The organism is Chroococcidiopsis sp. [FACHB-1243] (assembly GCF_014696895.1).
In the GTDB taxonomy this organism is placed as follows: Bacteria; Cyanobacteriota; Cyanobacteriia; order Cyanobacteriales; family Chroococcidiopsidaceae; genus Chroococcidiopsis.
In genome coordinates this window covers 17,625-41,864 of the sequence record NZ_JACJQX010000028.1, presented here as the reverse complement: position 1 = coordinate 41,864, position 24,240 = coordinate 17,625, and the positions used below count along the sequence as shown (strand labels likewise).

Annotated in this window: 21 protein-coding genes and 1 tRNA gene; 11 read left to right on the top strand and 11 right to left on the bottom strand. The window is 44.9% G+C overall.

From position 1 onward, the window contains the following. Complete coding sequence (locus H6G17_RS20480; protein ID WP_192160419.1) at positions 1–1,752, bottom strand: ABC transporter ATP-binding protein; 1,752 nt, start codon at positions 1,750–1,752, stop codon at positions 1–3. Positions 1,753–1,903: 151 nt separating this feature from the next. Between H6G17_RS20480 and H6G17_RS20475 the strand changes: the two genes are divergently transcribed. Continuing rightward, positions 1,904–2,248 (top strand): hypothetical protein, encoded by a 345-nt coding sequence (locus tag H6G17_RS20475; protein ID WP_106544271.1) that lies wholly within the window; start codon positions 1,904–1,906, stop codon positions 2,246–2,248. Continuing rightward, positions 2,245–2,472 carry a hypothetical protein gene (locus H6G17_RS20470; RefSeq protein ID WP_192160319.1) on the top strand — a complete coding sequence of 76 codons (228 nt, stop codon included), beginning with the start codon at positions 2,245–2,247 and terminating at the stop codon, positions 2,470–2,472. Before H6G17_RS20475 ends, H6G17_RS20470 begins: the two co-directional genes overlap by 4 nt. 40 nt (positions 2,473–2,512) lie before the next feature. Here the strand turns inward: H6G17_RS20470 and H6G17_RS20465 are convergent, their stop codons facing one another. Together H6G17_RS20465 and purM are read right to left on the bottom strand one after the other, a co-directional pair. Then, positions 2,513–3,769 carry an MFS transporter gene (locus H6G17_RS20465; RefSeq protein ID WP_192160317.1) on the bottom strand — a complete coding sequence of 419 codons (1,257 nt, stop codon included), beginning with the start codon at positions 3,767–3,769 and terminating at the stop codon, positions 2,513–2,515. A gap of 214 nt (positions 3,770–3,983) precedes the next feature. Next, entirely contained in the window at positions 3,984–5,015 is a 1,032-nt protein-coding gene (gene purM / locus H6G17_RS20460) for a phosphoribosylformylglycinamidine cyclo-ligase (RefSeq protein ID WP_192160315.1), read from the bottom strand. A gap of 485 nt (positions 5,016–5,500) precedes the next feature. Between purM and H6G17_RS20455 the strand changes: the two genes are divergently transcribed. Next, entirely contained in the window at positions 5,501–6,559 is a 1,059-nt protein-coding gene (locus tag H6G17_RS20455; protein ID WP_192160313.1) for a septal ring lytic transglycosylase RlpA family protein, read from the top strand. A 156-nt stretch (positions 6,560–6,715) separates the two neighbouring features. Next, positions 6,716–8,347 carry a bifunctional pantoate--beta-alanine ligase/(d)CMP kinase gene (locus H6G17_RS20450; protein WP_192160311.1) on the top strand — a complete coding sequence of 544 codons (1,632 nt, stop codon included), beginning with the start codon at positions 6,716–6,718 and terminating at the stop codon, positions 8,345–8,347. Here H6G17_RS20450 and H6G17_RS20445 read toward each other — a convergent pair. After that, complete coding sequence (locus H6G17_RS20445; protein ID WP_192160309.1) at positions 8,335–8,859, bottom strand: retropepsin-like aspartic protease; 525 nt, start codon at positions 8,857–8,859, stop codon at positions 8,335–8,337. The genes H6G17_RS20450 and H6G17_RS20445 overlap by 13 nt on opposite strands. Positions 8,860–9,345: 486 nt before the next feature. Between H6G17_RS20445 and petE the strand changes: the two genes are divergently transcribed. Further along, positions 9,346–9,765, top strand: coding sequence for a plastocyanin (gene petE / locus H6G17_RS20440; protein WP_192160307.1), 420 nt, complete (start codon positions 9,346–9,348; stop codon positions 9,763–9,765). Positions 9,766–9,878: 113 nt separating this feature from the next. Here the strand turns inward: petE and H6G17_RS20435 are convergent, their stop codons facing one another. The 5 genes from H6G17_RS20435 to nagA all read right to left on the bottom strand — a co-directional run bounded on the left by H6G17_RS20435 (position 9,879) and on the right by nagA (position 14,518). Then, positions 9,879–11,357, bottom strand: coding sequence for a CoA-acylating methylmalonate-semialdehyde dehydrogenase (locus H6G17_RS20435; RefSeq protein WP_192160305.1), 1,479 nt, complete (start codon positions 11,355–11,357; stop codon positions 9,879–9,881). A 131-nt stretch (positions 11,358–11,488) separates the two neighbouring features. Further along, complete coding sequence (locus H6G17_RS20430) at positions 11,489–11,944, bottom strand: orange carotenoid protein N-terminal domain-containing protein (RefSeq protein ID WP_192160303.1); 456 nt, start codon at positions 11,942–11,944, stop codon at positions 11,489–11,491. Positions 11,945–12,132: 188 nt separating this feature from the next. Continuing rightward, on the bottom strand, positions 12,133–12,516 hold the full coding sequence (locus tag H6G17_RS20425) for a DUF423 domain-containing protein (protein ID WP_192160301.1): 384 nt from the start codon (positions 12,514–12,516) through the stop codon (positions 12,133–12,135). An 89-nt stretch (positions 12,517–12,605) separates the two neighbouring features. Next, positions 12,606–13,298 (bottom strand): magnesium protoporphyrin IX methyltransferase, encoded by a 693-nt coding sequence (gene bchM, locus H6G17_RS20420; protein ID WP_192160299.1) that lies wholly within the window; start codon positions 13,296–13,298, stop codon positions 12,606–12,608. A 50-nt stretch (positions 13,299–13,348) separates the two neighbouring features. Then, positions 13,349–14,518, bottom strand: a complete 1,170-nt coding sequence (gene nagA / locus H6G17_RS20415; RefSeq protein WP_192160297.1) for an N-acetylglucosamine-6-phosphate deacetylase — start codon at positions 14,516–14,518, stop codon at positions 13,349–13,351. A 138-nt stretch (positions 14,519–14,656) separates the two neighbouring features. Here nagA and purE point away from each other — a divergent pair, with 138 nt between their 5' ends. From purE to H6G17_RS20395, 4 genes are all read left to right on the top strand, one after another. After that, the gene (purE, locus tag H6G17_RS20410) at positions 14,657–15,175 is read left to right on the top strand and encodes a 5-(carboxyamino)imidazole ribonucleotide mutase (protein ID WP_192160295.1); all 519 of its coding nucleotides are present in this window, start codon (positions 14,657–14,659) and stop codon (positions 15,173–15,175) included. 837 nt (positions 15,176–16,012) lie between these two features. Further along, positions 16,013–17,638 carry an ammonium transporter gene (locus H6G17_RS20405; protein WP_192160292.1) on the top strand — a complete coding sequence of 542 codons (1,626 nt, stop codon included), beginning with the start codon at positions 16,013–16,015 and terminating at the stop codon, positions 17,636–17,638. A gap of 232 nt (positions 17,639–17,870) precedes the next feature. After that, positions 17,871–19,277, top strand: a complete 1,407-nt coding sequence (locus tag H6G17_RS20400) for an ammonium transporter (RefSeq protein ID WP_347276455.1) — start codon at positions 17,871–17,873, stop codon at positions 19,275–19,277. 679 nt (positions 19,278–19,956) lie between these two features. Beyond that, a tRNA-Pro gene (locus H6G17_RS20395) sits at positions 19,957–20,030 on the top strand. Positions 20,031–20,078: 48 nt separating this feature from the next. Here the strand turns inward: H6G17_RS20395 and H6G17_RS20390 are convergent. Both H6G17_RS20390 and H6G17_RS20385 read right to left on the bottom strand, forming a co-directional pair. Further along, positions 20,079–20,858: an ABC transporter permease gene (locus H6G17_RS20390; protein WP_192160289.1), complete on the bottom strand. Its 780-nt coding sequence runs from the start codon at positions 20,856–20,858 to the stop codon at positions 20,079–20,081. After that, positions 20,855–21,793 carry an ABC transporter ATP-binding protein gene (locus tag H6G17_RS20385; RefSeq protein ID WP_192160287.1) on the bottom strand — a complete coding sequence of 313 codons (939 nt, stop codon included), beginning with the start codon at positions 21,791–21,793 and terminating at the stop codon, positions 20,855–20,857. Before H6G17_RS20385 ends, H6G17_RS20390 begins: the two co-directional genes overlap by 4 nt. 252 nt (positions 21,794–22,045) lie before the next feature. Between H6G17_RS20385 and H6G17_RS20380 the strand changes: the two genes are divergently transcribed. Both H6G17_RS20380 and H6G17_RS20375 read left to right on the top strand, forming a co-directional pair. Next, positions 22,046–23,044, top strand: a complete 999-nt coding sequence (locus tag H6G17_RS20380; protein WP_192160285.1) for an SGNH/GDSL hydrolase family protein — start codon at positions 22,046–22,048, stop codon at positions 23,042–23,044. 99 nt (positions 23,045–23,143) lie between these two features. Then, positions 23,144–24,190 carry a M42 family peptidase gene (locus H6G17_RS20375; RefSeq protein WP_192160283.1) on the top strand — a complete coding sequence of 349 codons (1,047 nt, stop codon included), beginning with the start codon at positions 23,144–23,146 and terminating at the stop codon, positions 24,188–24,190. Positions 24,191–24,240 lie beyond the last annotated feature (50 nt).

Below are 24,240 nucleotides of genomic sequence, written 5' to 3'. Positions count from 1 at the left end.
TTATTGCAAAATCTCTTGTAATTGGTGCTGGTTCCACAAATTTTGATATAAACCTGGTTTTTGAACTAGTTCTTCATGTGTCCCAGATTGAACGATCGCACCCCGATCCATCACCAAAATCCGATCGGTAGTAGCCGCAGCTGATAGCTGATGAGAGATAAATATCACAGTTTTGCGATCGGTTCCTGTGGAAAGATTATCTAAAATCGCTGTTGCAGTTTGATTGTCAACGCTAGATAAGGCATCGTCTAAAATTAGTACCGGAGCATCGACAAGCAAAGCTCTAGCAAGCGCTGTACGCTGTCTTTGACCACCGGAAAGGGTAATCCCTCGTTCGCCCACAATTGTTTCGTATTGCTGTGGAAAATTGAGAATTTCAGGGTGGATCTGAGCTTGCTTGGCGCAGTATTCTACATCAGATTGTTCTGCGAGCGGATCGCCATATCGAATATTATTTTTAATCGTGGTACTGAAGAGAAAACTATCTTGTGGTACGTAGGCAATCGCGCGGCGTAAATCTTTCAATGTAATTTGAGTAATATCTTGCCCATCTAAAAATAATTGTCCTGGATCAATTTCTAAAAGATGAGGTAAAGCATTTGCTAATGTCGATTTTCCCGAACCAATTGGTCCTACAATTGCGACTGTCTCTCCTGGCTGAATAGAAAAGCTGACATTTTGTAATGATGGTGTACCAGAGCCAGCATATGTATAGCTCAAATTGCGTGCTGTTAACTCTCCTTTTATCTCTTCTTTTGGTAATGAAATCGCGTCAGGTCTATCGTAAATCTGAGGTTTGACAGCCAGAACAGATTCAACGCGATCGATACTGACTTCTCCTCTTTGATAAGCTGTAATTGTAAACCCAAGTAGAGCGGTGGGAAAAACGAGTCTTTCGACATAAAGTATGAGTGCTATAAAATCACCAACACTTAAACTGTTATTTGCAATTTTTCCCGCTCCAAACCACAATAATAAGAGCAGGCTAACGTAAGAAAAACCTCCAACTAGGGGAAACAAAGTATTACGAGTTTTGGCGAGTTTTAAATTTGCCCCTAATAACCTAGAATTACTTTGCCGAAAAGCTAGGCGTTCGTTTGTTTCTTGAGCGTAGATTTTAATTAATGCCATCCCGCTCATATCTTCTTGAATTAATTCGCTAATGTCAGATAGTTCCTCTTGGACTTCTGCTTGTTCGTTACGGAGGCGATCGCTAAATAACTGTACCACGATCAACATCACTGGATAAATTGCTACAGCAGCAAGAGTCAGTTCGACATTAATTTGCAACATGAAAGGTAGCGTCAACGCATAAGCAAAGATCGTGTTGACAATACTCAGCACTGCAAAACCGACCAACCGCCGAATATTTTCGACATCGCTCGTAGCGCGGTTGATCAAATCTCCCGCTGTATTTGTGTTGAAATAGGTAGGTTCCAGCTTCAGAAGATGTTGAAATAGCTTTTGTTTCAAGTCAAATTCGACTTGTCGTCCCGCACCAAACAGGGCAATCCGCGATACCATGCGGATTACCCACATGACAGAACTCAAAACAATTATCAATCCGACAAACTGTAAGACTTGCTCGAACCTAAATTCTCCCTGAAGTCGCTCGATAATGTCGCGAATTAGTAGCGGAATGTATACCCCGACGGCGTTAACTACAAATAAAGCCACAACCCCTATGAGAACTTGTTTCCAGTGGGGACGCAGGTAACTGAGGAGTTTATAAAAGCGAGAACGTTGAGCCATGACCGCCGCATGAAGGACTTTGCTGATTCTAGAATTATTGCAGTTATAGTTGTCGTCTGGCTGTTGGGGGAATTCGTAGGGGTTAGCTCGCGCTTTTCCACGCAGAAGATGACATACTGGCATAGGCTGTTACTACTACAGGATCTAGCCTATGGCAAATTTACCTGACGAAACTATAGACACAATTTTCAGCTTAAAGCGACAACTGTGGCAGCTAATTAACCAAACAACAGCAGTAGGCTGGGCAATTTTAGAGGAGTATGGCGAGACAGAACAAACAATACCTACGCTTGAACAACTTGACAATCTCAGAGAACGGCTAACAGATCCTTACTCTCGTCTGCACGGAATTCTGTTAAGGGTTGGGGAATCTCAACCACTAGCGTCCACTACTATCCTAGATTTATTAGAAATAACAATTGAGCAAGCTCAAGCAACTCTTGCAGCAGCAGATGCTAGCATTCAAGAAGTTAGAAGAGATTTGAATCTACCATGACACAGAGAATTCAACAGCCAAATAAAGATGCGTTTGCTCGGTCAGTCAATCGTTTACGTGAAACTTGCCGACAGCTTGAAGCACTGACGCTATTAATGGATGACACAATCGCTCAAATAGAAGCTGAAAATCAAAAAAGTTCTCTGTATCTTTATCGCATCCAAAGGGCAAAGCAATTGTTGAATTCTCCTCTCAAGAACATAGAAGATAGGAATCAAGGATAAATAGCAAAGGTAGCTAGTTAATCTCTATATAGCTTGCTAATTAGAAGTTCGATCGCAACCGATATGGAACTTCCTGCCAGAATAGCTTAATTGCGATCGCGCCGCTAATCAACTGAATACCACCAAAAACGGCAAGTGACGCTCCAAATCCAAACCGTAACAATTCTCCGAATATCAGGCTGCCAATGCCAAATCCAGCAAACAGGACAAACACTTTCAGTCCCATTGTTTGACCTAAACTATTACTATCTCCCAAGTCAGTTACGATACCCACAAATAAAGGTTGCGTCAGGTCGTACCCTAAAGATAAAACGAGAACTGCGATCGTCGTTCCAATGGGAGGAATCTCAAAAATCATCGCAATTCCCGCTAAGGCTGCCATAATTAATCCTGCTGGAACTAACCAACGCCGTCCCCAACGATCCACGGCTCGACCAATTAAAGAACTTAGCAGCAATCCAGGAATACCATAGCCGAGAATAGTCAGACCAATGCTCAATGCATCCATGTTGTAGCGTTGCGCCAAGTACAACCCCAGCCATGTATATACGCCAGAGTGGTAGATGCCGTTCCATAAAACATAGGCATAAGTTCGTTTGCCGCGAAAACTGCTTAAGATCTGGCTGTATCCCCTAAATATCTGGCGAATCGTCGGTAATTTTTCTACTTTGGCTGTATCGAATAAAGCGCCGTAAAGATGCAGCCGCCAAAGTACGAAAGCAGCGAAAACAGCCGTCCCGATAAATAGCGATCTCCAGCCCACAAACGGTTCGAGGATCGCGCCACCCGCAGAACCCGCCGCCATTCCTCCTTCCATAGCTGCGAAAACCAGCCCTAATTTACTACCTCGCTGGTCGAATGGAAACAAATCACCAATCAAGGCAAACGTGAGTGGAATCACTCCACTAGCTCCCAGTCCTGTCAGCAGTCGCCAAATTACCATTTGCGAAGCTGTTTGAGCTGTTGCAGTCAAAGCTGTGCAGATGACAAAAATTATTAGAGAAATGCGAATCACCGACCATCTGCCAAATCGATCTGACAGCACGCCGTAGAACAATGCCATCAGCGCGTAAGCCAGCATATAGGCTGGAACGATAATGCCAATTTCTTGAACTGGAACGTTAAAAACTTCCGCCAAACGCGGAATCAAGGGAGCGATCGTATATCCTTGCAGAAAAATTAGTGCCGCAGCCAGCGACAGTAAAGCAAACAGACGGTTATGCTGCTTTAAACGAATTGTGCGATCGGCTACTTCAGCGTGAGGTAAATGCTCAAGCTGTTCTTTGCGATTTGGCATAAATTTTGAGTATTTCAACTCACTGCCCACCCTAAAGAGCTAGATGCTCAAAACTTAGCAACTAGGCTGAGAGAGTCAGAGCCAAAAATTGGCAGAGCAATGATTGTCACAAAAGTTAAAATTTCATGACAATTATATTATCATCACTTGCTTTTCTATCTTGAGAATTTCAGTCTTTAGGTATATTCTCGATCGCTTCTCTACCTTGAGAATTTCAGTCTTTAGGTATACCGTCAACGGTTCCACTACCAGCAATAACCTCTCCAATTGCAAATGCCTCGACATCTTGAGAGTCAAACCACCGCAGCGTCTCTTCTACAGCTTGGGGAGGAACGATCGCCACGTAGCCAATCCCCATATTAAAAGTATTGAACATCTCTTTTTGACTGACTCCACCAACTTTCGCCAGCCACTGAAAGACTGGGGGAATTGTCCAACTATTCACATCCACGCGAATCGATTGCCCTGTACCCAGACAACGAGGTAGATTTTCCGGTATGCCTCCACCTGTAATGTGTGCCATTGCGTGAATTTCGATCCCAGATGCGATCGCACCCAATACGGGCTTGACATAAATCCGCGTTGGTGTTAAGAAAACTTCTCCTAAACTTTGACCGGAAAACTCATCTGGGCGATCGCTCCAAGCATATCCCCCCACCTCAACAATTTTTCGCACCAAACTGTAGCCGTTACTGTGGACACCCTGACTGGCAAGCGCGATCGCCACATCCCCTATTTGTACCCTAGAACCATCGAGTAACTTGCTCTTTTCGACAATTCCCACACAAAAACCCGCTAAATCGTACTCTCCTGCCTGATAAAAACCAGGCATTTCAGCGGTTTCACCCCCCAACAGCGCACACCCCGCCTTTTGACATCCCAAACTGATGCCGCTAACTACTTGTGTCAGTTGCTCTGAGTTGAGCTTTCCCGTTGCTAAATAATCCAAGAAAAACAGCGGTTCTGCTCCAGAAGTCAGTACATCATTCACGCACATCGCCACTAAATCGATTCCTATCGTGTCGTGACGATTAAGTGCATGAGAAAGTTTCAATTTTGTGCCAACTCCATCTGTCCCAGAGACTAAAACTGGCTCCGTGTAACCACTAGGGAGTTGAAAATAACCTCCGAAACCCCCCAATCCTCCAATCACTTCTGGGCGATGGGTGCGATGCACTAGCTGACGGATGCCTTCCACAAACGCCCTACCAGCTTCAACATCAACTCCTGCTGCTCGATAATCCATGCTGCCAGTTTCCTCAATGCGGCAGATAGCTCCGCTTCACGCATCAGCATTTTATCTTAATTTTGCTGCGCGACAGCATTAGCATACTACGTGTTGCTTGAGGGCGATCGCCTGTTTAAATATCACTTTATAGCTAAAAAGTTAAGTTTTAAACCAATATTTATTTACTTTTACTCTTTTTTAAGTATTTTAAGTAATATTAATTTTATTAAAAAATAAATTATCTGGTTAGAGACACAGAAAAGCTGAATTTGCCTCTCTGCGATGGTTTTATGCTTTGCTTTACAAAAACTTTTTATTAAAATTAACAATTTCCCCTTGACATTACCGATCCTCAATGCAAAAACTTCGTGGTAGTCTGTTGCAGTTGAAACTTCAACATAAAAGCGTAATGAGTACGAGTTAGTGGGTTAATTTGAGACCATTCAAGTGGTGTCCCCGCGTAACTCTTGCCGAAGTCGAGGAGTGCAATTCACAACGGAAGCATGAAAAAGCAAATTTTATTAACAACCGTTGCTCTGCTTACTACTGCCGTAGGCGTACCCCTGTCATGTTATGCAGAATCGCTGAATGCAGATTCTTCAAGAGATAACAGACAGGAGATCTCCTCAGCAGTGCAGGCTCAACCGCAGAATGTTGAGAAAGTAGGCGAAACCCAGTCCAGAGGCGAATCTAAAGCTAAAGAAGCCACGATCGCCAGAATCCAACCCCACGAAAGGGGCGATCGCCAAGCAGTGACGCTGTACGTGCGTAACATACCCGTACTGACGTTTTTAGGCGACAAACAGACAGCAAACGCTACCAAAGTCGGACAAACCCAGAGTGCCGAAGATGCTGCTGACAAATCAACCCAAGTAGCAACCACAGGCAAGTTATCCAGCGTCGAGCCAACTTCAGCCAAGAACGCTCCCATTTGGCAAGCAGCAGCAGTAGCAGCTAGACTCAATCAAATGAGTTCAGATGGTGTCGATGCCAGCAAAATTACAGTCAAATGGAAAGACACTGGCAAATCCAATGCCAAAAAAGTATCAGAACGCTATGAGATTGCCATCGACGGCAAAAAACTGGTAGCAGTTGATGCGGATACCAGACTACCAGAACAGAATAAGAAAAAACTATCAGACGAGGCATTACAAGCCACTAACCGCTTGCGACGGCTCTTAGGCAATGCTCCGCCCCTCAAAGAAGTGGCAGGAATGCCAGAACCCAAGCGATCGCAGCCACAAAATATTGCTTTCGCACCAGTGCGCGCCGTCCTGAATGGAGTTGCCTCTTGGTACGGTCCTGGCTTCCACGGAAATCGCACGGCTAACGGCGAAACATACAACCAAAATGCCCTTACCGCTGCCCACAAAAGCTTACCCTTTGGGACGAGAGTAAGAGTCACCCACACGGCAACAGGTCGCTCGATTGTAGTCCGCATCAACGATCGCGGTCCCTACATTGGCGGTCGCATTATTGACCTTTCCGCCGCCGCCGCTCGCGTTCTCGGCATGGCTGGTTCGGGTGTTGCTCCCGTGCGAGTTGAAATCTTGGGAAGGTAGTGACTAGTGACTAGTGGCTAGTGGTTGGTGACTGCTCGTCAAAAATCATAAGTAAAAACACTTACGACTTACGACTCACGACTTCTTTACGCCCCCTCAGCTTTCTTATCCTGCTCTACAATAGGGTGTGGTTGGAATAAAACAGAGGGGGTATTGGTGCGTCTGTTTGCAACGGTTGCAGCGTTACGCTGTTACTTAAGCGTGTTGAAAGCAGAAGCTAAGCGAAATCTAGCTGCTTCAGCTGAGATTAGTATCGGTTTAGTTCCGACGATGGGTGCTTTACACGCCGGACATTTAACCTTGATGCAACGGGCGCGGCAGGAAAATGACTTTGTAGTGGTCAGTATTTTTGTCAACCCACTGCAATTCGCACCTACAGAAGATTATCAACAATATCCGCGCCAACTAGAGAGCGATCGCCAACTCTGCGAACAAGCAGGTGTTGACGTTATTTTTGCTCCCACTGCCGAGGATCTCGGTGTTGGAGGACAAGCGGAGAAGAAAGCTGAGGGATCAATTACCAATTACCAATTACCAATTACCAATTACCAATTAACTCAAATCATCCCACCTGAAGAAATGACCTCAGTATTGTGCGGGAAATCGCGTCCAGGGCATTTTCAGGGTGTGGCGACGATCGTGACTAAATTGTTAAATATTGTCCAGCCGAGTCGAGCGTATTTTGGTCAGAAAGACGGACAGCAGTTAGCCATTATTCGGCGGTTGGTACGAGATTTAAATTTGCCAGTTGAGATCGTTGGCTGTCCTACAGTGCGGGAAGCATCGGGATTGGCAATGAGTTCTCGCAATCAGTATTTAACTCTAGAACAAAGAGAACGAGCATCATATATATATCGCGGTTTGCAGCAAGCACAACAAGCTTTTGTTGCCGGAAAGCGCGATCGCCAAACTTTATTAACAACTGTAGAGCAAGTACTTGCGCTAGCTGAGGGAGTGGCAGTAGAGTATCTGGAGTTAGTACATCCTGATACGTTACGACCAGTGAACAGAGTAGAGGAAGCAGGCACGATCGCGGTAGCCGCAAGAGTAGGAACGACGCGGTTAATCGATAATATAATCTTGCGCGATCGCCAGCCGATTGTCGCCATTGATGGTCCGGCAGGAGTCGGCAAATCAACTGTATCGCGGTCGGTAGCGCGGGAGTTGGGGTTAGTTTACCTCGATACGGGAGCTATGTACCGCGCCTTAACGTGGTTGGTTTTAGAGTCGGGAATTTCAGTCACGGATCGGTGTGCGATCGCGGAATTAGCAAATCGGTGTGAAATTCAACTGGCTGCTAGCCTAGATGCAGCACAACCCGTAAGAGTTTGGATTAACGATCGCGAAGTGACTTCAGTTATTCGCAGTTTGGAAGTAACGGCAAATGTATCTGCGATCGCGGCAATTCCAGAAGTGCGGCAAGTCTTAGTCAAGCAACAGCAGCAGTGGGGACAAAAAGGCGGCTTAGTAGCAGAAGGACGAGACATCGGCACGCAGGTTTTTCCCGATGCCGACCTGAAAATTTTCTTAACGGCTTCCGTGCAAGAAAGAGCTAAACGGCGGCAGCAAGACTTTTTAGCTCAGGGACAGCCACAGGTGAGCTTGGAACAACTAGAACGGGATATTGCCGCGCGAGATTGGCAGGATAGCAATCGCGAGGTTGCACCATTAAAAAAAGCGGCTGGAGCGGTTGAGGTGATTACTGATGGTAAGAGTATTACTCAAGTCATTGCAGAAATTGTCTTGCAGTACGACCGAGTTTTTGCAAGAACCGATCAACGTGGCTGAAATTCCACTACATCTCGCCTAATTACTACGTCATAATCTTCAAAGAAGTTCTGTCCCAATAGTGGATCTCCTTCAGTAATTGAAACTTTTGGTTCACGAACTATAGCCTTGCCGACACTCATAGAAGCTACACGTCCAATGGGGAATTCTACTATATCGCCATTGGCAATTTGTGCTTTGTGCGTACCAATTGGAACGACTCCTAGTAATTGTGCCATCTCAGTCGTGATGGTGGTTTGAGAAGCCCCAGTATCTAAAAGCATCTCAAATTTTTGCTGACCGTTAAAAGTTACGTCAATAACTGGTATTCCACTTTCGCGACGCTTGATTTTTGCTTGAAATTCGTTAGCATGAGCCGAATTTTTTTTTGGTAGACCACAAACAGTAGATAAGTCAATCGTCTGTCCGGCAGAGTCAAGCATAAAACATCCATCTGCTTCTTGAGCGATCGCGGTTGTCTGAAATAGAGCTATTCCAGCAAGGGGAAGAAACAGCCTCAGTAATTGTTTCATATATGGTCAAATAGAAATTTTAGATAAAGCTGACAATAAATTTGTCATTGGTTATTTGTCATTTGGTAAAGATGAAGCACAAATGACTGGGTAGCCGCTATTGAACATCACCAAATTTATCCGGTGCGGCTGAATTGCAATTAGCAGTAGCTACTTATAGTTCTAGGAGCGCATCTCTATTTATTAAAATAAGCTTAAAATTTTGGAAATTCTTCCGTGTTTCTGCTAGCTCGATTATGAAGATATTACAGATTGATTAAAAGCTGTGGCTTCGGGTTTCACCTGTTGAACCCAAAAGCACAGGCGATCGCCTCACAGCAACCACCTCACAGCAACCAGTTATGGGCTACTTCCGACTGCTGACTTCTGCCTTTCTCCCTATGTCGTGAGAGTGAGAATAAATTAGCTAGAAAGAGAATGAAGAATTAACATCCATAGTTGATAAAATTAAGTATGACAAATTGTCAAACCTGTTTGGAGAAGGTCATGAAACTATTTGCTGCAACTTTGCGGCGCTTGGGTTTAGCTGTTTTAACAATCGTTTTGGTTGCTAGTAGCTTTGCATTCTTTTCTGCCCCTGCCGCTGCTGAAACTTTTCAAGTTAAGTTAGGTACAGATAAAGGGATGCTGGCGTTTGAGCCATCCAAGCTGACTGTAAAGCCAGGGGACACCATTGAATTTGTAAACAACAAAGTGCCTCCCCACAACGTTGTCTTTGATACAGCTGGCACTCCTAATAAGAGTGCAGATTTGGCAAAATCTCTATCCCACAAGCAATTACTGATGACCCCAGGTCAATCAGTCTCAACCACTATTCCCGCTGATGCTCCTGCTGGGAACTACACCTTCTACTGCGAACCTCATCGTGGTGCTGGAATGATTGGTAAAGTTACAGTTGCTAGCTAGAGATTTAGCTAAAATTTGCTGGGAATAGCACAGCCATACATCATGTAACGATGAGAAATGCCTCAAAGAGTCACCAACACTGGCTTTCTGAGGCATTTCAACTTAAATTTCGACTAAAACTGTCTCGACCAATTTTGTCGCCAGCGCTCTACAATAACTTTAGTCTGGGTGAAAAACTCAACTGCATGGTGTCCCTGTCCGTGCAAGTCCCCAAAGAAGCTTTCCTTCCAACCGCTAAAGGGAAAAAATGCCATCGGTGCGGCAACACCAATATTAATCCCGATATTACCAACTTCGGCTTCGTAGCGAAATTTTCGTGCAGCTGCACCAGAAGAGGTAAACAGGCAAGCCATATTACCGTACTGACCGCTGTTGATGAACTCGATCGCCGCATCTATAGTATCGAGGTGAATAAGTCCTAAAACGGGACCAAAAATTTCAGTGCGGGCGATCGCACCTGCTGGATCGAGATCTTGTAGAATTGTTGGTTTAATAAAATAACCGTCAGGATAATCAGAAATTAGCGACTCTCGACCGTCTACTAATGGTTTTGCACCTGCGGCGATGCCTTGCTCTACTAAGTGCTTAATTCTCAACTGACTTTCAGCCGTAATTACAGGTCCCATCTGTACGCCTGGATCTAAACCGTAACCAACAACGCGGGAAGTTGCAGCTTGAGCGATCGCCTCTGGAAAGATTTTTCCTGCTTCTCCTACAGTTACTGCCAAGGAAGCTGCTAAGCAACGCTGTCCCGCACAACCGAAAGCACTATCAGCAACAATCCGAGTTGTCATGTCTATGTCTGCATCCGGCAATACGATGACTGGGTTTTTTGCTCCTCCTTGACATTGAGCGCGTTTCCCGTTGGCAGTGGCGCGACTGTATACGTATCGAGCCACAGGTGTAGAACCGACAAAACTAATCGCCCGAATCACTGGAGAATCTAAAATCGCATCGACAACTTCTTTTGCACCGTTAACCAAATTGACAACACCCTTTGGTAGTCCCGTTTGTTCTATGAGGTGCATGACTTTTTGCATTGTCAGCGGGACTTTCTCTGAAGGTTTGATGATATATGTATTACCACAGGCGATCGCATAGGGTAGAAACCAAAACGGGATCATTCCAGGAAAATTAAATGGTGCAATAACTGCGGCAACTCCTACAGGTTGGCGGATAACAAATTCGTCAATCCCTTTAGCAATATCTTCAGAGTACTGTCCCTGCATTAAAATTGGGATGCCGCAGGCAACTTCCACATTCTCAATTGCTCGACGCATTTCCCCTTTTGACTCTTCTAGAGTCTTGCCACATTCTTGAGTAATTGTCCGAGCTATGTCTTCAAAATTTTCGTCTAATAGAGCTTTGAGTTTAAATAAGTATTGGATTCGCTCCGTGGCTGGCGTACGTCGCCAACTACTAAAAGCGTTAGCAGCAGCGGTAGCGGCTCGATCTACGTCTGCGGATGTCCCCAAGGGAACTTGAGCGAGTAACTCGGTTGTGGCAGGATTGATGACTTTTAGATATTCAGTTGCATTAGAGTTGCACCATTCACCGTTAATGTAGTTTTGGAGAATTGCGGCGGAACTCATAATAATTACCTGCGATCGCTAAATCATATTTTACATAAGTAGGGGCGCACAGCTGTGCGCCCCTACCCGTGTGCCCCAATGGTTATTTACGATTTAACGTGTTGTCTTATTGTTCTGAAAATGGCGATCGCTTATTTAGCACCCATCTCGACAACAGCGCTACGCATAAAATTCAGTCGCTGCTCAAATTCAAGCTGCTTGATTTGCTCTACAAACTCATTTGTTTCTGCGGGTAGTTCGTAATCAGATGGTACGCCGATAATTCTACCGTCTTCCATTCCTTGTGCTAAGCGCAACCAAAGATCTAATTTGCCACTAGAAGCCAAAGCACTGTAGGCACGGCTAAGATCTGTGTCAGCACGATTAACAATATCGCGCTGTGCTTGCAGTTGTTCTTCTTGTGACAGTGCAACAAATTGATCGAATACTGCTGCTGCGGTATCTTGTGTAGAAGTCTCGTTTGCAGGTGTTAGCTTATCTTTAAGGTCGAGATACCCAAACCACAACAATCCAAGTTGAGTATCAGCATCATAACGGCTAAACTGCTCTAGCGATCGCTTTGTGCTTTCATCAGTCGCGTAAGTCATAAAACTCTCCGATTGCAATAATTGCTGCTTGCTAGCTGGCGAGGTAAACTTTTGTAACCTCTCTCATAGTTTTAGTGCAGCGATCGCCTCACTTAACCTTGCTAAAGACAGATATGGAGGTTTCAACTTACGACAGATGAATTTGTTATTTGTGAGTAGCTACCAGCCAAAGCGCCACTCTTCACGACTCACTTATGATTTAAGGCAGCGATCGCCAATGCACCCCACCCAGCAATAAAAGCTGCTCCTCCTATTGGAGTAATTGCACCGATGACCTTAATTCCTGTTAAGCTTAAGGCGTACAAACTGCCGGAAAAAATTAGAATTCCAATCATAAAACTCCAGCCAGCAGCTATCAACGCAGGCTGAGCAAATTGTTCGCCACTGGTTCTAATTAATAAAGCTACTAGTAGAAGTGCTAGAGCATGATACATTTGATACCTAGCACCAGTTTCAAAAATTTCTAGCGATCGCTCAGTTAATTTTTCTTTTAGAGCATGAGCGCCAAAGGCTCCTACACCAACAGATAAACCACCAAATATAGCAGCGATCGCCAGAAAGAATTGACCCATCAGCCAATAACCTATATTCCAGACTTTCTTATTATTTCATCTCTTAATTCAAGGACTTGCTGGCTTTATAATTAATTCCGATTTGGAAATCATTTTCGAGTTGCTTCTATTAAACGAGAAAAATAGAAGCGAGTTTTTGTCATTGCCTGACGCTGCACGGAAAAACCGTTTTTTTCTAAAATTTTGATGACTGTTGATGCTGGGTGTAAATAAGCACGGGTAGCCTTACTTGCACCAGGAAAGAAACTACCAACTTTTTTCAGCAAACTAAGCGCAAAAGTTTTTGGAGCAAAACTCAAAATTATGCGCGTCTGTGCCAAAGAACAAAGATGAGAAATCATTTGCTCTACTTGTTCTTGAGGATAATGGATTAAAACATCAAGACAAATCACAGTATGATAGCGATCGCTCAGTGTTTCTAAATCTTGCACGGTCAGAGTCAGATTCTTGACCAAATCTCCCAATTCTGCTTTAGCTTTGTCTTTGGCTTCTGATACCATCATTTCTGACAGATCGCTAGCGTACACTCTAGCACCAGCCTGCGCCAGAGGAATGCTCAGGCTACCCACTCCACATCCTGCATCGCAAATAGATATTTCTGATAAATTGCCATCTGCTTGCAACCAACCAATAACAGTATCTACAGTTTGTTGGTGTCCGTTGCGAATATCGAGTTGGACTTTGTTAACATCATTGCTGATACCATAAATCCGTCGCCAGCGATCGAATCCCGTTGTATTGAAATATTCTTTAACAATTGTTTTATCGTCTGTTGCAGTCATATAGATAGATTATTACTTTGGTTCACAAACCTTAAATTTATCACTATATGTCACTGCAATCTCTTCCACGTCAGTTCTTTGCTGTCCTGTTTTATCTGCCAGCGTAGGAGTTGATGAAAGGGAGTACCGAGTTGAATAGTGGGAAGATCGATCGCCTGTCGCGGTGCGGTGGTGGCAAGTGCGATCGCTGTATCTACGTCACAAAGGTTCCAGCGAACTAGGTTTTGGACTCCTACGAGTAGTGGTAGAGTCGTACCAGCCAAAGTACCATCGAACAGTCTAGCCGTACCGTTTTTCACGTCTATTTGCCGCGTATCCCAAGGGTAAACACCGTCTGGAAGCCCTAGAGGTGCTAAGGCATCGCTGACGAGAAAGATTCCTCGTTCGTAACAGCCAGCGCGGAGTAATACTTGAATTATTGTAGGACAAATATGTTGTCCGTCAGCAATTAACCCACACTTCACTTGAGGATGTACCAAGGCAGCACCTAACAACCCAGGTTCTCTGTGGTGGAGTCCCGGCATAGCATTAAAAGCATGAGTCACCATTGTTGCCCCTAGTTTAAAGGCTTGTTCCGCCTGAATTGCCGTGGCAAGGGAATGACCGAGGCTGACTGTTATACCGAGAGAACGCAAATAAGTTATGGCTTCGCCAGTGGGATCTAATTCTGGGGCGAGGGTGATAACTTTGACTATACGAGCGTATTCGCCTAAAAGTTGCTGAATGTGTGGAATTGTCAGCGGTAATAAGTATTCTGCTGGATGAGCGCCGCGCTTTTGCGGGTTTAAAAATGGTCCTTCAAGATGGACTCCTAAGACTTGGGCAGTTGGTAGAGATGTGGTTTGCTGCTGCATATAGTCAGCAATAACGCCTAGCGATCGCTGTATATTGGCTTCAGAAGTCGTGACTAGTGTGGGTAAATAAGCATCTATGCCTTGTTTCCACAAGTATTCGGATATTTTTTGTAATTTATCAATATCGGTCGGTTGCAAATCTGTAAATGCTAAGCCTAGCGCCCCGTTAATCTGTAAATCGACTCCGCCTAAAGATATCCGATCTGCTGCTAAGTTGATAATTCGCAAATCGGCAGGCGGAATTTTTTTAATAAATCGATCCATCGGTTCAATTGAGGAAATTTGACCGTGTAGATCGATCCGAATTCCCTGCAATTGGGCGTAACCAGGCACGCGGGCATTAATAATATCTACTGCATGAGTCATCGATCTAGCCACCCTTATCCAAAAAATCTATCTCAATTCCAGTGCCAATTTAGTTTATAACTAACCCTATCTCTCTATTTCTCGCCAGGTCGAACCAATGCATTCCTCACTCCTCATCTCTCAATCCTCACTCCTCTTATGACTCAACCCCAAATTGGCATTATTATGGGTAGCGATTCCGATCTACCGACGATGCAAGATGCGATCGCAGTTTGCGAAGAATTTGCTTTAGCCGTAGAAGTGGCGATCGTTTCTGCCCACCGTACCCCAGAACGAATGGTAGAGTATGCCCAATCTGCTCACCAACGCGGACTTAAAGTCATTATTGCTGGTGCTGGTGGTGCTGCCCATTTACCAGGTATGGTTGCTGCTCTCACACCCCTACCCGTGATTGGCGTTCCTGTAGCTAGCCGTCACTTACAGGGGCTAGATTCGCTTTATTCAATCGTGCAAATGCCTGCGGGGATTCCTGTAGCTACAGTGGCGATCGGTAATGCGAAAAATGCTGGTTTGTTAGCCGTACAAATTCTGGCAACTCATCAACCAGAGTTATTGACAAAGGTACAACAATATCGCCAAAGCTTGGCAAATACTGTGATGCAAAAGCAGGCAAAGTTAGAACAGATAGGTTATCAAAAATACATCGCTAATTTGTAGTTCATCATCTCCGAGTTTGTGCTGAAAGCATGAATAACAGTCATCTCAACCTGCCTACAAAAATTGGTATCAAATAACAGGTATCAAACAACAGGTAATATTTCGTTCAAAGGGCGATCCTTTTTTTGTTCGCTGCTTTACGTGAAGCCAGATAAGCGATAAATTGAATCCGATTGGCATGTAGCTCAATTCCAGACTTGTGGCGATCGACAAGGGCTAACTATCAATTGAAACCACGAACATTCTAGTTAAGCACGAGTGATGTCTATGATGCAAAGGTAAGTGCAACCAAAAGGGTTGCCTACCTAAATATACTTAGTGATATGCAATAAAATATACTGAGATTTAAGGATTTGGACGGAGATGGAGCGATCTGAAGTCAAGTCACTGAGAGCGCATCAGTCCAAGCACTTAGTTGAGTTCAATCCCATTACTGACAATACTTTTGCCCTAGTTGCATTGTTTGAATTTTCTGGGCTGCATTTTGCTGTATTTAGATTTGTCAGGAAATCTTGATTTAATGTAACTAATGATACAGAATCAAAAATAGAAAAAATACAAAATTTTAATTCTAATACACAACAAGCTAATGGTTTTCACGGGTAAAAGTGTTGACTTCAATCTGCCCATACTGGTGTATACATACTTTTTTGTAGATTTAAACCTACAGCTATGAGTAGCGCCAAGTTTTGTGGTAGTTAGCTTACAACTGAAAAGACACCACGCGATCGACAGCATTAGGTTATCGAGTTTAAATATAGCCGCTTCTGAATCGAGAATTGGTAGCTAATCAGCCACTTTATAGAGTTTTTGCCCGCTTGAGGATAGTTACAAGTGATGACGTTAAAACTAAGACCCAAAAATAAACGCAGAATAAATAGAAAGCGGCTGCCTGCTGCTGGAATGAGGCGTTTATCTCAGCATACATCTCTATTCACGCAGCTAAAGTTAGCGGTGAAGCGATTGTCTCCTTCTTGGCAGGCTTGCATTCCCCTAACAGTAGTTATTGTGCTGGCGTGGGGTTATGCCGCAATTGCCCAAGATGCCGCACCTGCAAGTCAAGATAAAGTAGCGGAGGAATTACAAAATCTCAGGGTAGGAATAGATACTCTTTGGGTATGTATTGCTGCCTTTTTAGTGTTTTTTATGAATGCTGGTTTCGGTATGTTGGAAACTGGCTTTTGCCGTCAGAAAAACGCTGTTAACGTCTTGTCGAAAAACCTGATCGTATTTGCCCTCTCTACCGTGGCATTTTGGGCGATTGGATTTGGTTTAATGTTCGGCGATGGCAATCCCTTCATCGGTACGACTGGCTGGTTCTTAGCGGGAGCAGATAACAGTCCGGCAACGGCAGATGCATACAAAGGGGTTTTTGGTGCGCTCAACTGGGCAGGAGTACCCTTGCTTGCCAAGTTCTTGTTCCAACTTGTATTTGCTGGTACTGCTGCTACGATTGTTTCGGGTGCTGTAGCGGAACGGATCAAGTTTGTTGACTTCTTAATCTTTAGCGTATTGTTAGTCGGGATTGCGTACCCAATTACAGGTCACTGGATTTGGGGTGGCGGTTGGTTGGTAAAAGCTGGATTCTGGGATTTTGCTGGTTCCACTGTAGTTCACTCGGTTGGTGGCTGGGCGGCTTTGATGGGTGCGGCGTTCTTAGGACCTAGGATCGGGAAATACCAAAACGGTACTTCAGTAGCAATGCCAGGGCATAACATGAGTATTGCCACTCTAGGCTGTTTAATTCTGTGGTTGGGCTGGTTTGGTTTCAACCCTGGTTCTACGATGGCAGTTAACCCCAGCATTGCTCATATTGCAGTCACGACTAACCTAGCTGGCTCTATGGGTGGTATTGCTGCTACCACCGTTGCTTGGCTTTACTTAGGTAAACCTGACCTGTCCATGATTATCAATGGTATTTTGGCGGGTTTAGTGGGAATTACTGCTTCTTGTGCTTTCGTGAGCGTACCTTGGTCGGCGGTAATTGGTCTAATTGCTGGTATCATTGTTGTCTTCTCCGTTACCTTCTTCGACAAAATTAAAATTGACGACCCTGTAGGTGCAACCTCCGTTCACCTTGTCTGCGGTGTGTTTGGAACTCTGTGCGTGGGTTTATTTGCTGAAGGTCCAGGTGGAGCGCTGAACTTGTATGAAGACGGATTAGGACCTGCGAGAGGATTGCTGCTCGGTGGTGGTTTCTCACAACTATGGGCGCAGTTCATTGGTGTCATCACCGTTGGGGGTATAACCGTTCTGTTATCCACTATCTTCTGGCTAGCGCTGAAGGCAACTTTGGGAATTCGCGTGACTGCTGAAGAGGAATTTGAAGGTTTGGATATCGGCGAACACGGTATGGAGGCATACAGTGGCTTTCTTAAAGAAACTGATGTGAGTGGGTTTGCTGATAGTAGTACTACTAATATGGGTAAGCGGACTGGCGATGTGTCCAGCAATCCTTATTAGGCTTTTTTACTAAACTTTTTCTAGTTCGTAGCTAGTTGAGTAAAAATAACCTGCTGTCAGTTTCAATTCAAGTGAACTCATAGCAGGTTTTTTATCGATCTGTCGCAAGAAGGATGACAGCAGGTAAAATGTATTTCAAAACACAGAATCATTGCTTGAATATTGATGGAATGGTATCCGCGCGGCATAGATGAAATTGTTTTACAACTGTTGGAAGTCTAAGGAAAAATTAGTGTTGCAAAAAGTTTCGATCGCGATCGCGATTGTCTTTGGGCTAATATTCTCACTTGCGGGACAAGCAGTTGCTGCACCGAGTGACGCAAATGCAGCAATCGCCAACGCGCAAACCGCAGCAGATACGGCATTTATGCTGATGTCGGCTGCTTTAGTCTTGTTGATGACACCAGGACTAGCCTTTTTCTATGGTGGGTTCGTGCGATCGCGTAACATCCTGAATACGCTGATGATGAGCTTCTTGCTAATGGCGATCGTCGGCGTGACTTGGATACTTTGGGGTTACAGCCTGTCTTTTGCCCCTGGACTACCTTTTATTGGTGGGTTGCAGTGGTTTGGGTTAAATGGTGTCGGGTTAGAAACCACCGACTACCTCAAAGGGACAAACCCCGCAGAAGTGCTGTCCTATGCCCCAACAATTCCCCATCAGGCATTCATGATTTATCAAGCCATGTTTGCCATTATCACCCCTGCACTGATTTCTGGGGCGATCGTGGAGCGGATGAGTTTCACGGCTTACTCTTTGTTTGTACTGCTATGGTCAACCCTAATTTATACCCCACTTGCTCACATGGTCTGGGCAAAGGGCGGCTTGCTGGGTTTATATGGTGGGATGGGTGCGCTCGACTTTGCTGGTGGTACGGTCGTGCATATCAGTTCTGGAGTCTCCGCCGTCGTTGCAGCTTATGTTTTGGGACCGCGCAAAAGCTATCCCGACCGAATTGCTCCTCCCCACAACGTCCCATTCATTTTGCTCGGTGCGGGTTTACTCTGGTTTGGTTGGTTTGGGTTTAATGCTGGCAGTGCGCTAGCTTCCGGTGGCTTGGCGACAGTGGCATTTGTGGCGACAAATACAAGTGCGGCAGCGGGAGCGCTCACTTGGTTGATTCTAGAAAAGGTGTTGCGAGGCAAACCTACCGCTGTTGGTGCAGCTACTGGTGCTGTAGCTGGTTTAGTAGGTATTACGCCTGCTGCGGGATTTGTCACGCCTTTAGCAGCAATTCTGATTGGTAGTATCACCGCTTTAGTCTGCTTCTATGCCGTCACTTTTAAAGCAAAGTTGCAATTTGACGATTCCCTCGATACTTTTCCCGTGCATGGTGTGGGCGGAACAGTGGGCGCAATTCTCACGGGTATCTTCGCTACTACGGAAGTTAATTCAGCTGGTAAAGATGGTTTGTTACGGGGAAATTTCCACCAGTTTATCGTTCAAATTGTTGCAGTTTTAATTGCTTACGCGATCGCTGCGATCGGGACTTTTATCTTAATGAAAATTTTGGATATTACCGTAGGATTGCGACTCAAACCAGAAGCAGAACTTCAAGGTATGGATATTAGCGAACACGGTGAAGAAGGCTACAATGAAGAGTTTGGCGAACGACTGTCATTTAACGAGCCACAGTGACAAATTATTCAGAGCGCAGATTGAATCTTTTTTTTATCTCGATTGAATTAGCATCACAGTTCGATCTATCGCTGCCTGACATGCGTATAGGGATTTAGTTATGCCATATCCCTATTTTTTGCTGCATAAAGTCTGCATGAATCTGAATAATTTCTCATTGAAAAGCTAGGAAAAGCTTTGAGAATTAGATAGCTACCATATTTATACTGATTTTATTAGTAACTACTCCATCGGTTTTAGGGAAATTTACTGTTATCGATCTAAATTAGCGTGAAGTAGTCTGAAGAAGTGGACCAGGTTATAAGTTGCCTGAGCCAAAAAGCTCAGGCGATTTCTTCTCGGTTTCTCGCGTAGAAAGATATGTATAATCAAGTTTTCCTGAGAGCCACTCTTGCTATTTCATCGCGCAAATAGTAAGCTGTTCTCTCTGCGAAAACTTTTACTTATTTTAGTCGATCCATGTACTTCTTTATATAGAAAATTTCAAACTTTACAGAAACATTGAAATTCTATAGCGTTTTCCATGCAGGTGTAATACATGCGTAGGGGCGCACAGCTGTGCGCCCCTACAGATCTATGTACCTCATCCCCTGTCTGACCCAAAAGCGAAATTTCAGCAGGTAGACAGGTATGTTACAATGCTTTGAGGTTGAGTCATCTAAATGACTCAAAACGATCGCGGGATGTAGCGCAGCTTGGTAGCGCACTTCGTTCGGGACGAAGGGGCCGCTGGTTCGAATCCAGTCATCCCGATTTTATCAGTTGCGATCGCTAGAAGTATTCTGAGATGCTTCAGTTCAACTATTGAATTAACTGCGGATAAATCTGTCGCCAAGCCAATACAGTAAAAACGCTCAACCACAATAGTAACCACACAACCTGTAAATACCAGAATTGAGGTAAGCCCAGCGACCAACGCAGCAGGTCAACTAGTGCCGATAAGGGTAAGATATTAGCGACGTAACCCAAAACTGGTGGTAGGGTATTGCGTGGGAAATAAGTGCCACACAGAGTAAACATGGGAACGACAAATAAAAAGATTGGCACGTTAATTTGATCCACAGTCCGCACCGTACCCGCAGTAAACAGCCCTAACGCACCAAAGAGCATACTACCCAAGATAATTAAAGGTAGAGATCCTAGCAAATGCCAACCTGAGTACAGACCTAAACTCATTGCAACTAGACCAGTCAATATTCCTGCCATTGAGCCTTTTGCGGTTGCCCACAACCAATCGCCCAAGAAGACTTCAGTAAAACTCAGGGGTGCGGTGAGGAGTGCTTGCCATGTCTTTTGGTAACTCAGACGGATAAAACTACCGAAAGCACCTTCAAAAAAAGATTGGAAAAGTATCCCTACTGCAATCATGCCGGGGGCAATAAATTGTAAGTAGCTAACGGTTTGCCCTTGATAAGTTACATCGCCAATCAGAGGGGTTAAACCGTAGCCGAATGCAATTAAATAGATCAAAGGCTCGGATAATGGTGGCAAGCTATTAACTAACCAAGTTTTTTGATACACCTTGGCATGACGATGCCAGACAGAATATATACCCCAAGCCGTAACTGAAATCCGTTTCATGCCAGTGCTGTTCCTGTCAGTCGTAAGAAAACATCTTCGAGATTAGTGGGACGACGAATGGGCGGAGTTGGTGTTATGGTATGGAGCTGCTGCCAAAATTGGGGATCTGCTGGTAGCCCAAGTAAATAGCTATTGCCAAATGGGTGATACCAAGTACCTGCTTGTTGGGCAAGCTGTTGAATCGTAGATTCAGGAATCCCGATAATTTCCGCCACTTCTAAACCTACTGTACGTTCGATTAACTCTGCGGGCGTGCCGCGATCGAGAATTTTGCCCTGCTGGAGTAACAACAAGCGATCGCACAGCCGTTGTGCTTCATCCATATAATGGGTTGTCAACAGCACTCCGCAACCATTTTGTTTCAATTGCAATACCAAACGCCAAAAATCTTGTCGTGCATTTGGGTCGAGTCCTGTCGTCGGTTCGTCGAGAAATACGACTTGAGGGTGGTTAATCAAAGCACGTGCTAGCACCAACCGCCGCTTCATCCCGCCTGAAAGCTCGTCAACTAAAGAGCTACCACGGTCTTCTAATCCTACCAGAGCCAACAATTCCCCGGCACGTTGACGCGCTGCCGCTCCGGTAATTCGATAGTGGTGGGCGAAATATGTTAAATTTTCCCAAACTGTAAAGTCGGGGTCGAGATTGTCTTCTTGAGTGACAATTCCCATTTTTGCTCTAGCTGCTCGTCCCTGCAACTGAATTCTATTTTGCCCTAACTGGACGAAGCCGCGATCAGGTCTGACAGAGCCGTATAGCATTCTCACAATTGTCGTTTTTCCCGCACCGTTGGGACCGAGCAAGCCTACAATCTCCTCTGGATTGAGGCTGAAGTTGACTCCCTGCACGACTGGGCGATCGCGATAGGATTTCCACAGGTCGTAGGCTGCGAGTGCTACAGCTTCAGTTTGCGACGATCTGGCAATGCTAGTCATAGATTGTGGTGCTGACTTAAGGCTGTTGTTGGCAGATAGCTCGAAAAAATCGTGCTATCTTTCCTGTAATACATTGTAGTATACCAAGGATGATTGTATGTCTAGCAGGGAAGATGATTCTAACTAATGGTAGAATTTTTTGTCAGTTGTCAGCAAACAGGAGTCAGGAGTCAGGAGTCAGGAGTCAGAAGTCGGAATTAGGAATAAATTCTCCCTCTGCTTGTGCGCTCGTGCGCTCCCTGGTAAAATTAGATGGCAAAAAAAGAGAACGTTAGAAACAAAATTCTCGCTACAGGACTTGCGATCGGCTCGTGTATTGTCCCCCTACAAGCACAAGCAAAAACTCCTTTCAGTCAGATCGTCGTGTTTGGCGATAGTCTTTCCGACACGAGTAATACATTTCAAGCTACAGCTAGAAACATTCCTCCCAGTCCGCCGTACTATGAAGGACGTTTCTCTAACGGTCCAGTCTGGATAGATTATCTGGCGAATAACTTAGGTTTGAGTAGCGATCGCCTTACGAATTACGCTTTTGGTGGAGCCACTACAGGCCAGAATAACACTACTGCCCCACTACCTCCCAACACACCTCCTTTACCAGGATTGCAGCAGCAGCTAGAGAATTTTAAAGCTCAGCATACCAAAGCCGATCGCAGAGCGCTTTATGTCATTTGGGTGGGAGCAAATGACTATTTAGGAGGCGGAGTCACCGATCCGTTCGTGCCAGTTAACAATATTACATCAGCAGTAAGTACTCTCGCAGAGCGCGGGGCAAGACATATTTTAGTAGTAAATTTACCGGATTTGGGACGCATTCCCGCTACTAGGAATAATGCAGAAATTGCTAACAACCTGAACGCTTTAACTCAATTTCATAACACTGGTTTGGCAGCAACTTTGCAAGTCTTGAATAAGAGAACCAATACTAATATTGTTTCAGTGGACGTGAATTCTCTATTCAGACGCGCGATCGCCAATCCATCTGAGTTTGGACTTACCAATGTCACCGATACTTGCTTGACTCGAACAAGCATATGCAGCAACCCTAACGAGTACTTATTCTGGGACGGATTGCACCCCACAACTGGAGTCCATGCATTAGTAGGAGAATTAGCTTTATCTAGCCTCAAATCTGCATCTACTGCTAAATCATCTTCTGAATCATCAACCGCTGGATTAAATGTATTCATGTTGGCTACCCTTGGTACTGCGGCAGGGACTACGGTATCGCTATACAAGAACAAGAGATGAGGAACAATTATCGAAGATCGATGGAGTTAATCGCTCACCTCTTGTTACTGTAGAGGCATTGCAGACAACATCTCTACACCTCATTCTCATTAATCCTTCGTGTCTAACTACGATCGCCTATTTACCACTATCGAAGAATTAGTTATGCATCATTCTCCCAGTGGAGTCGAGGCAGAAATTAATCAATTCTTGCTCGATCGCTTCTCTGCCTTGGGGGTAGAAGTGTGGCTAGATCGTGCTGACAATATTATTGCCAAAATTCCTGGGCGAGATGCCCAAGGTGCGATCGCGATTACTGCCCACAAAGATGAAATTGGCGCAATTGTCAAGCATGTAGGCGATGATGGGTGCGTAGAAGTCAGAAAACTCGGTGGTGCTTTCCCTTGGGTATATGGCGAAGGAGTCGTGGATCTGCTGGGAGACAACGAAACTATTAGCGGCATTCTCAGCTTTGGTTCTCGCCACGTTTCCCACGAGTCGCCCCAAAAAGTGCAGCAGGAAGATACGCCTGTAAGATGGGAAGATGCCTGGATTGAAACTATGCGTACTCCTGAAGAACTCGCAGCTGCGGGAGTTCGTGCGGGTACGCGGATGGTAATTGGCAAGCATCGCAAGCGTCCGATCGGATTAAAAGACCATATTGCCAGCTACACTTTAGATAACAAAGCTTCCGTCGCGATCTTGCTGGCTTTAGCTGAGAGAATTAAACAACCAGCAGTAGATATCTATTTGGTAGCTTCGGCAAAAGAAGAAGTGGGAGCAATTGGGGCGCTATATTTCACGCAGCAGCAACGCTTGGATGGATTAATCGCCTTAGAAATCTGCCCTCTCTCTTCAGAATATCCAATTCAGTCTGGGGAAGCGCCTGTAATTTTGTCTCAAGATGGTTATGGAATTTACGATGAAGGTTTGAACCAACAACTGCGTCATGCAGCAGAAGCAAAGAATGTTCCCTTGCAGTTAGCAACCCTCAGCGGGTTTGGCAGCGACGCTTCGATTGCCATGAAATTCGGACACGTTGCGCGTGCTGCGTGTTTGGCATTTCCAACGCAAAATACTCACGGATATGAAATTGCTCATTTAGGCGCGATCGCTAACTGTATTGAAATACTCCAATGTTTTTGCGAAACACAATTCGATAGTTAGTCATTTGTCATTTGTCATTAGTTATTTGTCATTTGTGAGTAACTAGTACT